The organism is Bartonella silvatica (assembly GCF_040545155.1).
Classification (GTDB): Bacteria; Pseudomonadota; Alphaproteobacteria; order Rhizobiales; family Rhizobiaceae; genus Bartonella; species Bartonella silvatica.
Map to the genome: position 1 here is coordinate 47789 of NZ_JBEPLI010000001.1, position 13417 is coordinate 61205.

Here is a 13417-nt window from a genome sequence, read left to right on the forward strand (position 1 = left end):
GGCCTTTATTTTTCATAATTTTGTCACATGGTAAGCAGCCAGCATCGCGATATTGACAACATCTGTATCACTTCCACTAAACGGCACAATTTGGACAGATTGTTCCAATCCAATCAGAATAGGCCCAATAATGGTTGCTTCACCAAGTTCTTGTAACATTTTGCTAGCAATGGAAGAAGCATGATATCCAGGCATTACCAAAATATTTGCTGGTTCTGTTAACCCCATAAAGGGATATTGTTGCATCAACTTCCAATTGAGCGCTACATCAGCACTCATTTCTCCATCAAACTCAAAGTTAACCCCACGTTCATGCAAAATATTCACAGCATCCTGAATATTCTGTGTTACCTGTCCTTTCATGTAGCCAAAGGTAGAAAATGCTACAAACGCTACTCTTGGTTGATATCCTAGCCCACGAACAAAAGAAGCTGTTTGTTCTGCTATGTCAGCCAGTTCTTTAGCATTTGGCTTCTCGTAAATTGCTGTATCTGCAATAAATACAGTTCGCCCGCGGCAAATAGCCATTGAGATACCAATCAAACGTTCTTTTGGTTTTTCATCAATGACTCGACGTATATCAACCAAGGCTGTTTCATAATTGCGTGTTACCCCTGTAACCATTGCATCAGCATCCCCTAATGCGACCATACAAGCAGCAAAATAATTGCGATCATTATTGATACGACGATGACAATCGCGTAATAGCCAACCTTGACGCTGCATCTTTTTGTAAAGATAATTGGCATAAGCATCTGTGCGACAGGAAAGCTTAGCATTCGCAATAGAAATACCTTCACGCTCAAGATCAATGCCAGAAGCAGCAGCAGTCTCTCTCACTTGCTCTTCACGACCAATCAAAATCGCTTGTCCTAACTTTTGATGAACATAGGACACAGCTGCCCGCATAACCGGCTCTTCTTCACCTTCTGCAAAGACAATCTGTTTTGGCAATTGACGAACATGATTATAAATACCACGCATCATAGAAGCAATAGGATCACGTCGTGCATTCAAATCACACTCGTAAGCATCTAAATCCTCAATGTTTTTCTGGGCAACACCGCTATCCATTGCTGCTTTTGCCACCGCTCTGGAAACAACAGTAAACAAACGCGGGTCAAAAGGAACGGGAATGATATAATTCGGCCCGAATTTCAATCGCTTTCCACGATAGGCCTCCGCAACACTGTCAGGTACGTCCTCATGCGCTAATTTAGCAAGAGCCCTCGCAGCAGCAATTTTCATATCTTCATTAATAACTGTCGCACGAACATCAAGCGCACCACGAAAAATATAAGGAAAGCAAAGAACATTATTAATCTGATTTGGATAGTCTGAACGACCTGTTGCCACAATGGCATCATCACGCACTTGCATAATCTCTTCCGGCGTAATTTCTGGATCAGGATTGGCCATAGCAAAAATAATGGGTTTGGATGCCATTGACTTGACCATTTTAGGAGTAATAGCACCTTTAGCAGAAACCCCGAAAAACATGTCAGCACCTTCCATTGCTTCAGCAAGAGTGCGTTTATCGGTTTGAACAGCATGAGCAGATTTCCACTGATTCATCCCTTCTTCACGGCCTTCATAGACAACACCCTTCGTATCACATAATATGATATTCTCAGGTCGAAAGCCCATCGCCTTAATCAATTCAATACAAGCAATTCCGGCAGAGCCAGCACCATTACAAACTAGCCGCGTATTTTGCATATCGCGCCCCGTTAAATATAAGGCATTAAGCACACCAGCAGCAACAATGATTGCTGTACCATGTTGGTCATCATGAAAAATGGGAATGTTCATAATCTCGCGTAAGCGACTCTCAATAATAAAACATTCTGGTGCTTTAATATCTTCAAGATTAATCCCGCCAAAAGAAGGCTCCAAATGACGCACAACATTGATAAAATTTTCTGTATCATTTGTATCAATTTCAATATCAATTGAATCAATATCCGCAAAGCGTTTAAAAAGCACAGCTTTGCCTTCCATCACTGGTTTAGATGCAAGTGCACCTAAATTACCTAAACCTAATATTGCTGTTCCATTTGATATAACAGCAACAAGATTACCCTTTGCTGTATAGTCATAGGCAAACGCGGGATTTTGAGCAATTGCTTTAACAGGAACAGCGACACCTGGTGAATAAGCAAGTGCTAAATCATGCTGCGTTGCCATCGACTTTGTTGCAATAATCTCAAGCTTTCCTGGCCGACCACGACTATGAAAATCAAGGGCTTCTCGCTCGTTAGCGCTATAAATGCTTTGGAGCGTTTTCTGATCCTGCTCACTTTTTTTCATTTCTCTTAATCTTTCCAAAAAGAGTATAAATTTTGCTCAATCATAGGTGTAATATCTGATTGTAAAATTTGATTCACATGCTAGAAATCGCTATGATTGCTTTAACAGACATGATCATGCGTTTCAATTCAGACGATAGTGAAAATAGCATACTGAAGTAAATAAATAAGGGTGTAAAAAACTCACTTGGAGGAAAGTGGCGCGTAATATGGATAAAAAAAGAAACGATAAAAATAATTTAATCTCACAGCCTACTCCCTCATCTGCTCCCCATCAACAACGCCTCACACCTATGATGGAGCAATATATAGAAATCAAAGCCGTGAATAGCGATTCCCTTCTCTTTTACCGAATGGGTGATTTTTATGAGTTATTTTTTAATGATGCAGTTGAAGCCGCTCAAGCTTTAGGAATTACACTCACCACACGCGGCAAACATTTGGGTGAAGATATTCCCATGTGTGGGGTCCCCATCCATGCTGCTGATGATTATTTACAAAAACTCATTGCCTGCGGTTATCGCGTTGCCGTTTGTGAACAAATGGAAGATCCCGCAGAAGCGAAAAAACGCGGATCAAAATCGGTCGTTCAGCGCGATGTCGTCCGCCTTGTAACACCTGGGACAATAACAGAGGAAAAACTTCTTGATCCAACACGTGCCAATTATCTGATGACACTTGCTCGTATCAAAACCAATGATGGAGAAGATTTTGCTCTTTCTTGGATTGATATCTCAACAGGCATATTTCGTGTTACAGAAAGCCGCCATGAAAAACTTTTAGCAGACATTATGCGTGTAGACCCACAAGAAATTATTGTTGCTGACTCTTTTTTTCATGATAAAGCACACAAATCGCTTTTTAATGTTCTCGATCGCATTGTTTCTCCTCAACTTGCAAGCCTTTTTGATGTAATTACCGCCGAACGCGATATTTGTAATTATTTTAAACTCTCAACCCTTGAAGGTGTTGCTGATTATTCACGCTCTGAACTCTCCGCAATCGCCGCTGCCATTCGTTATATCGAAAAAACACAAATCACGCATCGTCCACCTCTCATGCACCCTGAACGCCAAAATGAAAGCGCTACTCTTTTTATTGATGCTGCCACTAGACTGAGTCTTGAACTTGTTCGGACCACATCAGGACAACGTGATGGAAGCTTACTAAAAGCTATTGATCGGACTGTAACGGGAGGAGGATCACGTCTTCTCGTTGATCGTCTCATTGCTCCTCTCACGACACCTTCTGCTATTGAGCAGCGTCTGGATTCAGTTGCCTTTTTTCTACAAAATACGTCCCTTGCAGAAGCGATAAAACTCTCTTTAAAAGGTGGCCCCGATATGCCCCGTGCAGCTTCACGCTTAGCTCTTGGACGGGGCGGTCCCCGTGATATGGCCGCAATCCAGCGTGGCTTTGAAATTATTCGTGAAGTTAACCAACTTCTAAGCAATGAATTGCTCCCTCAAGAAATAAGTGATGTACAACAGATTTTTTCACATTTGCCTACTGCTTTACATTGTCATTTAGAGCAAGCATTGGCAGATGATCTCCCTCTTCTTAAGCGTGATGGTGGTTTTATTCGCCCTCAATATCATAAAGAACTCGATGAAATGCGTGCTTTACGTGATGAATCTCGCCGTGTCATTGCTGAGCTTCAAGCACAATATGCTCAAGAAACCGATATTAAGACTCTTAAAATCAAGCATAACAATATTCTAGGTTACTTCATTGAAGTCACCAACGTACAAGCATCTGCACTCACGGATAGCCCGCAAGCCAAAGCACGTTTTATTCACCGCCAAACAATGGCAAATGCCATGCGTTTTACCACAACAGAACTTGCTGATCTTGAAAGCCGTATTGCCCATGCTGCCAACCATGCATTAACACTTGAATTGGAAATTTTTGATACTCTTGTTCATGAAATTACCAAACAAGCTGACTTCATCCGTCAAGCTGCTGAAGCACTTGCTATTTTAGATGTATCCGTTGCATTAGCACATCTTGCTGAAGAACAAGGATATTGTCGTCCTAAAATTGATCAATCACTCACCTTTCATATCACCGCAGGACGCCATCCCGTTGTAGAACAAGCGCTACGCAAACAAACAGCAGAACCCTTTGTTGCCAATAACTGCAATCTCTCCGCACAAGACAATGATCAATATGCAGCAATTTGGCTTTTGACGGGTCCCAATATGGGAGGGAAATCAACTTTTTTACGGCAAAATGCTCTTATTGCAATTATGGCACAAATGGGTTCCTTCGTTCCAGCAACTGCAGCCCATATTGGTGTTGTTGACCGCTTATTTAGCCGTGTGGGGGCTTCTGATGATCTTGCGCGCGGGCGCTCAACCTTTATGATGGAAATGGTCGAAACAGCAACGATTCTAAATCACGCCAGTAGCCACTCCCTTGTTATTCTTGACGAAATTGGACGAGGAACATCAACTTTTGATGGACTTTCAATTGCTTGGGCAGCCGTTGAGTATCTTCATGAAGTTAACCACTGTCGTGCTATTCTTGCCACCCATTTTCATGAAATGACAGCACTGACAGAAAAACTTGACCGCCTTCATAATGTAACCATGAAGGTTAAAAACTGGAATGGTGATGTTGTTTTTCTGCACGAGGTTACCCCAGGAACTGCTGACCAATCCTACGGAGTACAAGTTGCAAAACTTGCTGGACTTCCCGAGGCGGTTATCACACGCGCTACAAATGTTTTAAAGCAATTAGAACAGAGTGAAATGGCTGGAAAAGGACATAAGCTGATCGATGATTTACCGCTTTTTTCCCTTAAAGAAAAGTCTCCTATAGAAGAAGAAACACAAAAACATTACGCCCTTTATGAAGCATTAGAAAATATCAATCCTGATGAACTCTCCCCTAAGCAAGCATTGGAAGCACTTTATCATCTTAAACAACTGGAAAAAAAATAAAGCCCTTATCAAGAAGCAAATTAAAATAAAAATGATATTCTTGGTATGAAGATCAGTTCTTAATACATTTGATGTTCATACCAATTAAAAGTGTGTAGTCGCACAAATCACGAAACCTTGATACAAGTCAGAAGACCGATATATCGACCATTTACGTCATTGATAAAATCACTAAAAATTACATAATAATATTTTCTTCTAAGCTTCAAACAATCTTCAATTTATCTCACACAAGACATTAGACTCTTGTCTTCACTTAACAAACATATCGCTCCCATCAAACTAATCGTTATCAAAGCATTATTCTTATTTTGTACGATGGAGGAATAACAGACAAAAGCTCAAGATGACCGATAAAGTATTTTATAGTGGTTTAAAAAAATTCATAAACTAGGAATTATGTAACCAAAATTGTTCTATCAATATCAAGAAAAGCCTATCTTATTCTTCAAAAGAAAAAATTGGCAATATCCAACAATCATTCTATACCGCTCTTGCATTTTTCCAAAATTTACTCACTTCAGTTTAAAACATTCCTTAGCCGTAAAATATTCCACTTGGAGTATGATAAAAAATGCTCACAAAATTTCTAGATATTTCATCTTCTGCAAACTGGGCTTTTTACTGAAATTAAATACTACGGATCGCACCTTTTGCAGCAGACGTTGTCATCGCTGCATACGCTCTAAGAGCCTTAGAAACTTTTCTCTTACGCTCCTCAACGGGTTGCCAAGCTGTTTTTCCTTTTGCTTCCATTTTGGTGCGACGTTGTATCATCTCAGCATCATTAACTAATATCTGAATGGTACGGTTAGGAATATCTATTTCTATGGTATCCCCCTCTTCCACTAGAGCAATTTCTCCTCCTTCAGCCGCTTCTGGAGAAATATGTCCTATCGAGAGTCCTGAAGTTCCCCCTGAAAAACGACCATCCGTTATAAGTGCACAAGCCTTCCCCAATCCTTTAGATTTAAGATAGCTTGTTGGATAGAGCATTTCTTGCATTCCAGGTCCACCACGAGGCCCTTCATAACGGATCAAAACAATATCACCTGACTTAATTTTATCGGTTAAAATCGCTGAAACCGCTGAATCTTGGCTTTCAAAAATTCTTGCTGGACCTTTAAAAGTTAAAATTGATTGATCAACACCTGCTGTTTTTACAATACAGCCATCTTTTGCAAGATTTCCATAAAGAACAGCGAGCCCTCCATCTTGCGAATAAGCATGTCCGCTATCACGGATCACACCTTTTTGACGGTCAAGATCAAGGGTTTCATAGCGACAAGATTGACTAAAAGCTGTCTGTGTTGGAACTCCTCCTGGAGCAGCACGATAAAATTCATGAACTGTTGTCTCATGTGTTCGTTTTACATCCCAGTGGCCAAGAGCTTCTTTCATCGTTTTTGCATGAACGGTATAAGTCGATGTATCGATGAGTCCGGCTGCATCCAATTCTCCTAAAAGCCCCATAATCCCACCAGCACGATGGACATCTTCCATGTGGACATTAGCCACAGAAGGTGCCACCTTACACAAAACAGGAATACGGCGTGAAAGATGGTCAATATCCGTCATGGTAAAATCCACCTCACCTTCTTGTGCTGCCGCTAAAAGGTGCAAAACAGTATTGGTTGATCCTCCCATAGCAATATCCACAGTCATTGCATTTTCAAAAGCCTTGCGCGAAGCAATAGAACGCGGCAAAACTGTCTCATCATCTTTTTCATAATAACGCTTGACCAAGGTCACAATCTGTCGTCCTGCTTCTTCAAAAAGCATTCGGCGATCTGCATGCGTTGCTAATACTGACCCATTTCCAGGCAGAGAAAGCCCCAATGCCTCGGTTAAACAATTCATAGAATTAGCAGTAAACATGCCTGAACAAGAACCACATGTCGGACAAGCAGCGCGCTCCATTTTAGCAACTTCTTCTTCCGAATTATCTTCTGAAGCTGCCGCAACCATTGCATCAACTAAATCAACTGTAAGACTTTGATTTTTCCATTTAATTTTACCAGCTTCCATAGGACCGCCTGAAACAAAAATTGTTGGAATATTCAAGCGTAAAGCAGCCATTAACATACCAGGCGTGATTTTGTCACAATTGGAAATGCAGACAAGGGCATCAGCACAATGGGCATTGACCATATATTCAACAGAATCAGCAATAATTTCACGTGAGGGTAAAGAATAAAGCATTCCATCATGCCCCATCGCGATTCCATCATCTACAGCAATTGTGTTAAATTCTTTCGCAACACCACCAGCAGCAGCTATTTCTTGAGCCACGAGTTGGCCAAGATCTTTTAAATGGACATGCCCTGGCACAAATTGTGTAAAAGAATTTGCAATAGCAATAATGGGTTTGCCAAAATCAGTATCTTTCATCCCTGTTGCACGCCAAAGACCACGGGCTCCTGCCATATTGCGCCCATGAGTCGATGTTCTCGAACGGTAAGAAGGCATTATTGTTTCCCCTCAAATAATTCCACTTTTCTCGTTGTGCTGCAATCCAGACCTAAAAACAAGAGCTGATGCGTTAAAACAAAAAAAATACCTCTCTTAAGATATTTAAATCACGTAAATTCAAAACCACTTTATAAGCCTCGCTATCTACTCTTTATAGACTTATAAAGTTTTTCTCATGAAATATTCTTTGAATCACACGCACAACCCCAATAACAGCACTCTTTTAACTTTGATATTTAGAAAATATGAGAACAAATGTTCACCTGATAATAGAAATAATGCACTTATAAAGGAAGCTTTTATCCATGATATCTCTCTACGCAGATATTCTTCCTATTCCTTTGCTATATCGTAAGTTGTCTTTACTGGTAAAAAGCAAATAACACCACGACTAAAATAAAAAAAATTAGGTTTACCAGCTTACTTAAAAAACGATATCACTTCATTCATAATCCACTCTTTTTCTTGAAATGTATATTTTTCAAGATCGCACAATCAAATCGATAGCATCGGCAATGTAAACAATATCACCTACTTTGAATGGCTTTATTAAAAAATATTTGTTTTTCTTTTAATAATCTCAAAATATTCTTCTGGTTTTAACAGAGTCACTCTCATTAACAGTCTCCCCTACAAATGACATCATAAATGATAAACTCTTCATAGCTGTTACGAGTATTATAAGAACGCAACAAAATACTTTTTTACTTAAATTACAGTAAAATAAAGGGTTATAAACCAATAAAAATTCACAGCAAATAATCGCAAACAAATGCACTATGAAACGAAAAAGACAAAGAAGCACTCCCTTTTATGGTAATAGCCCCCAAAATCATCCCTCCAAAGAACATAAACTTTTATGAAGCAAATATCTTAATTTAAAAAAATGCTTTCACCTTTTTGGTGGAGCTAAGCGGGATCGAACCGCTGACCTCTTGCATGCCATGCAAGCGCTCTCCCAGCTGAGCTATAGCCCCATATAAAGAAAAAACGCCTCGCCAAAAATGGTAAACGATTTCAGAGATCTTTCCTAGAACGATAAAAATCGAAGATCAAGAAGAATTTGTATTCTGCAAAGAAGAATATCCTTTCAATTCTTTTTTAAGAATCATCATCGTTAGAAACACCACCTCCGAGAATATCGGAAACATCACCGTCATCGTCATCATCATCGTGAGACAAAAACGCATCATCGTCATCACCAAGATCAACATCGCTATCTTCTAAATCAGGAATATCATCATCTTTAGAATCGTCACCATCCTCTTCAAGAATCATGAAGGTAGACTTTTCAAGCGCTGTATCAAGCTCTTCAGCATCAACGTCTTCTTCATTATTTGCTTCAGCGGCAGCAACCTCAAAATAAGAACGCGGATAAGAAATTCCTGTATAAGGCGATACAATAGGATCGCGATTCAAATCATAAAATTTCTTTCCTGTTTCCGGATCAATACGTTTGGTTCCAAGTTCCTGTTTTGCCATGAACTGTGCCTCTTTTAGTTAACTACACTTCCATTAAAAACTAAATTTCATGGTGCTTAATCAAAAAATAAGGTCTTTGTCAAAGATAAATGCATCATTCCACATGGATTTCCTCATGACGCCTTTCAAAGCATGTGCTAAAGAGATCTTAATTTAAATACAAGTGAAACTAAATAGAAACTCTATGCAAAAAGCAATACCAATAACCGCCTATAAATCGACTCGCCTTTCTGGAACAATTAAAATCCCCGGAGATAAATCAATTTCTCATCGCTCTCTTATATTGGGAGGATTGGCAAGTGGTGAAACATATATTCACGGACTACTTGAAAGTGACGACGTTCTAAAGACAGCTGCCGCTATGCAAGCTATGGGCGCCTGTATTCAAAAGAAAAATGACCTTTGGATCATACGAGGTACTGGGAATGGTTGTCTTTTAGCGGCACAGAATCCTTTAGATTTTGGTAATTCTGGAACAGGTGCTCGCTTGGTTATGGGACTGGTTGGTGCTTATCATATGAAAACAACTTTTATCGGTGATACCTCTCTCTCCAAACGCCCCATGGGGCGCATTCTCGACCCTCTACGGTCAATGGGTGTTGAAATTGAAGCAACCAACGGTAATTTTCTTCCTTTAACGCTTTGTGGTCCCAAAATGGCTATCCCAATTTGCTACCGCACTCCAATAGCTTCTGCCCAAGTAAAATCAGCACTTCTGCTTGCTGGGCTAAATACTGCTGGCACCACAACTGTTATTGAACAAATCCCCACAAGAGATCATACCGAAAAAATGTTAAAAGCGTTTGGAGCTGAACTTGAGATAGAAACAGACGAAGAAGGCGCGCGTTTTATTCATCTGAGTGGGCAGCCACACCTGACCGGACAGTCTATTGATATCCCTGGAGATCCATCTTCTGCAGCCTTTCCGCTCGTTGCGGCCCTTCTCGTAGAAGACTCTGATGTCACAATAGAAAATGTTCTTTTTAACCGTTCTCGAATGGGACTTATCGAAACATTATGGGAAATGGGCGCTCAAATTGAACTTGTAAACCAACGTAAAACAGGTGGAGAAGAAATTGCTGATCTGCGCGTTCGATCATCAACACTCAAAGCTGTCACCGTACCCAAAGAAAGGACCCCATCAATGATTGATGAATATCCTGCTTTAGCAGTAGCGGCAGCCTTTGCTGAAGGAAAAACAATTATGCTAGGTCTTGAAGAATTGCGCGTTAAAGAATCAGATCGCTTATCTGCAATTTCTGAAGGTCTAAAAATAAATCACGTAGAGTGTGAAGAAGGCAAAGATTTCCTTATTGTTCATGGAAATGGCTCTGGGAAAGGATTAGGGGGTGGAAACGTCACCACACATCTTGATCATCGAATTGCTATGTGCTTTCTTATTTTTGGGCTAGCGTCAGAAAAACCTGTTACAATTGATGATAAACAAATGATTGCTACCAGTTTTCCAGAATTTATCCCTTTCATAAAACAACTTGGAGGCACAATCAATTGAAACCCTTTGTTATTGCTATTGATGGACCAGCAGCCTCTGGGAAAGGGACATTAGCACGTAAAATTGCTGCTCATTATCATTTTCATCATCTCGATACTGGTCTTACTTATCGTGGTGTTGCATATGCACTTTTACAACAAAAATTCGCTCTCGATGATGAGAAAAGTGCACTCGCCTGTGCTGAAGAGATTGATTTTAATGCTTTAAACCCTGCTTTACTTTCTTCTCATGAACTTGGCGAAGCCGCTTCAAAAATAGCACTCAGCCCCAATGTGCGTGAAATTCTTGTGACCAAACAACGTGACTTTGCTAAAACCCCACCTGGAAGTGTTCTTGATGGACGTGATATTGGTACTGTTGTTTGTCCCGATGCAGATATTAAGTTTTATATTATTGCTGATGTTAAAATCCGCGCAAAACGCCGCTATCAAGAAATTTTAAAAAGAGGCTTACAAGCCGATTATCATGAAATCCTTTCTGAACTTGAACAACGTGACAGTCGCGATATGACACGCAAACAAAGCCCACTAAAACCAGCAACAAACGCCCTCTTGCTTGATACGTCAGAATTGAGTATAGAAGCAACATTCGCAATTGCATGCACTTTTATTGATCCAGTTATAAATAGAGTGTATAATTGAATGAAGTCGTCAAGGTGATTTCCGGCCTAGCGCTAATTTTTCTTCCTGTATTAAGGAAAAAGGCAGGAAGTTACTCGGTGTTAACACTAACCTAGCGCTTATACCTTTGGATTAAGGTATGTATCAGGAGTTCTTATGTCACAATACAATCCCACAACAGCGGATTTCGAAGCCCTTCTCATGGAATCCTTTCAAACAAATGATCTTAATGAAGGATCCGTTGTTAAAGGTCGTGTCATCGCAATCGAAAAAGATATGGCCATTATTGATGCTGGACTAAAAGTCGAAGGACGTATTCCACTCAAAGAATTTGGAGCTAAAGGAAAAGATGGTTCCTTGCAAGTTGGCGATGAAGTTGAAGTTTACATTGAACGCATTGAAAATGCGATGGGTGAAGCTATTCTATCGCGTGAAAAAGCACGGCGTGAAGAAAGCTGGATTCACTTAGAAGAAAAATTCAATGCTGGCGTGCACGTCGATGGGGTTATCTTTAGTCAAGTCAAGGGAGGTTTTACGGTCGATTTAGACGGTGCTGTTGCTTTCTTACCTCGTAGCCAAGTTGATATTCGCCCTATTCGTGATGTGTCACCTCTTATGCACAACCCACAGTCTTTTGAAATTTTAAAAATGGATCGCCGTCGTGGAAATATTGTTGTTTCACGTCGTACTGTCTTAGAAGAAAGTCGTACAGAGCAACGTTCGAAAATTGTACAAAATCTTGAAGAAAATCAAATCGTTGAAGGTGTGGTTAAGAATATTACTGATTACGGTGCCTTTGTCGACCTTGGTGGAATTGATGGCCTCTTACACGTCACAGATATGGCTTGGCGAAGTGTTAATCACCCTTCTGAGGTTCTTACAATTGGGCAAACAATTAAAGTCCAAATTATTCGCATCAATCAAGATACACACCGTATTTCTCTTGGCATGAAACAGCTTGAAAGTGACCCTTGGGAAAGCATCAGTGCCAGATATCCAGTTGGTAAAAAAATTACCGGATCTGTGACCAATATTACTGATTATGGTGGTTTTGTTGAAATTGAGCCAGGAATCGAAGGGCTCATTCACATTTCTGAAATGAGTTGGACAAAGAAAAATGTTCACCCAGGGAAAATTTTGTCTACATCACAAGAAGTAGAAGTCGTTGTTCTTGAGATTGATCCTTCTAAACGCCGTATTTCTCTTGGCTTAAAGCAAACATTTGAAAACCCATGGGTCGCTTTTGCCAATAAATTTCCTGTTAATTCGCAAATCGAAGGAGAGGTTAAAAACAAAACAGAATTTGGCCTCTTTATTGGTCTTGAAGGTGACGTTGATGGCATGGTTCACCTCTCTGACCTTGATTGGAATCGTCCTGGTGAACAGGTCATTGACACCTATAATAAAGGTGATATCGTTAAAGCTATTGTTCTTGATGTTGACGTTGAAAAAGAACGTATCTCTCTTGGCATTAAGCAGCTTTCTAGCGATAAAGTTGGAGAAGCCGCTGCTGCTGGCGAACTTCGCAAAGGTGCTGTCGTAACATGTGAAGTGATCGCCGTTAATGACAATGACATTGAGGTAAAACTGATTGACCACAACCTTGAAACAACCATTCGCCGTGCTGAATTGGCACGTGATCGTGATGAACAACGCCCTGAGCGTTTTGCTATTGGTCAAAGAGTTGATGTTCGTATCACTGCGTTTGATAAGAAAACACGTAAAATTTCCGTGTCTATTAAAGCTTTAGAAATTGCAGAAGAAAAAGAAGCTGTTGCGCAATATGGATCTACAGATTCAGGTGCTTCTCTTGGCGATATTCTTGGTGCGGCTTTGAAAAAGCAAGAACAAGATTAATTCTTAAAAATTAAAATAATTCGAAATGAAAGTCGCTGATTTACTTGGCGACTTTTTTATTTTTAAAAACAACTTTCTCTTTGTTTTTTCAATTATATACCCCAAAAAGTTGCGAATAAACTTAAAAAAGGTTTATTTTTTCTCATGAAACGCTCATTATATACATACAGTACTTACAAATTATGAGACATAAATTAATCACTCATCTGAGTGATCAGA

General features: G+C 40.0%; 7 protein-coding genes and 1 tRNA gene. 4 read left to right on the forward strand and 4 right to left on the reverse strand.

The genetic code is table 11. The annotated features are described in order from the left end of the window. Window positions 1-12 precede the first annotated feature (12 nt). The gene (locus ABID23_RS00210; protein WP_354188139.1) at window positions 13-2310 is read right to left on the reverse strand and encodes an NADP-dependent malic enzyme; all 2298 of its coding nucleotides are present in this window, start codon (window positions 2308-2310) and stop codon (window positions 13-15) included. Between the two features lie 208 nt (window positions 2311-2518). Between ABID23_RS00210 and mutS the strand changes: the two genes are divergently transcribed. Beyond that, window positions 2519-5254: a DNA mismatch repair protein MutS gene (mutS, locus tag ABID23_RS00215; RefSeq protein ID WP_354188141.1), complete on the forward strand. Its 2736-nt coding sequence runs from the start codon at window positions 2519-2521 to the stop codon at window positions 5252-5254. Window positions 5255-5884: 630 nt separating this feature from the next. Here mutS and ilvD read toward each other — a convergent pair. From ilvD to ABID23_RS00230, 3 genes are all read right to left on the reverse strand, one after another. Then, window positions 5885-7723, reverse strand: a complete 1839-nt coding sequence (ilvD, locus tag ABID23_RS00220; RefSeq protein WP_354188143.1) for a dihydroxy-acid dehydratase — start codon at window positions 7721-7723, stop codon at window positions 5885-5887. A 904-nt stretch (window positions 7724-8627) separates the two neighbouring features. Then, window positions 8628-8703, reverse strand: a tRNA-Ala gene (locus ABID23_RS00225). A gap of 124 nt (window positions 8704-8827) precedes the next feature. After that, on the reverse strand, window positions 8828-9208 hold the full coding sequence (locus tag ABID23_RS00230; protein ID WP_354188145.1) for a TIGR02300 family protein: 381 nt from the start codon (window positions 9206-9208) through the stop codon (window positions 8828-8830). A gap of 184 nt (window positions 9209-9392) precedes the next feature. On the opposite strand from ABID23_RS00230, the gene aroA reads away from it, so the two are divergent. From aroA to rpsA, 3 genes are all read left to right on the forward strand, one after another. Beyond that, complete coding sequence (aroA, locus tag ABID23_RS00235) at window positions 9393-10721, forward strand: 3-phosphoshikimate 1-carboxyvinyltransferase (RefSeq protein ID WP_354188147.1); 1329 nt, start codon at window positions 9393-9395, stop codon at window positions 10719-10721. Beyond that, on the forward strand, window positions 10718-11362 hold the full coding sequence (gene cmk, locus ABID23_RS00240) for a (d)CMP kinase (protein WP_354188149.1): 645 nt from the start codon (window positions 10718-10720) through the stop codon (window positions 11360-11362). Before aroA ends, cmk begins: the two co-directional genes overlap by 4 nt. A 135-nt stretch (window positions 11363-11497) precedes the next feature. Next, window positions 11498-13198 carry a 30S ribosomal protein S1 gene (gene rpsA, locus ABID23_RS00245; RefSeq protein WP_354188151.1) on the forward strand — a complete coding sequence of 567 codons (1701 nt, stop codon included), beginning with the start codon at window positions 11498-11500 and terminating at the stop codon, window positions 13196-13198. Window positions 13199-13417 lie beyond the last annotated feature (219 nt).

Excerpts from the sequence above, each read along its gene's own strand:
- ABID23_RS00210 (WP_354188139.1), bottom strand. The coding sequence starts at position 2,310 with ATGAAAAAAAGTGAGCAGGATCAGAAAACGCTCCAAAGCATTTATAGC.
- mutS (WP_354188141.1), top strand. The coding sequence starts at position 2,519 with ATGGATAAAAAAAGAAACGATAAAAATAATTTAATCTCACAGCCTACT.
- ilvD (WP_354188143.1), bottom strand. The coding sequence starts at position 7,723 with ATGCCTTCTTACCGTTCGAGAACATCGACTCATGGGCGCAATATGGCA.
- ABID23_RS00230 (WP_354188145.1), bottom strand. The coding sequence starts at position 9,208 with ATGGCAAAACAGGAACTTGGAACCAAACGTATTGATCCGGAAACAGGA.
- aroA (WP_354188147.1), top strand. The coding sequence starts at position 9,393 with ATGCAAAAAGCAATACCAATAACCGCCTATAAATCGACTCGCCTTTCT.
- rpsA (WP_354188151.1), top strand. The coding sequence starts at position 11,498 with ATGTCACAATACAATCCCACAACAGCGGATTTCGAAGCCCTTCTCATG.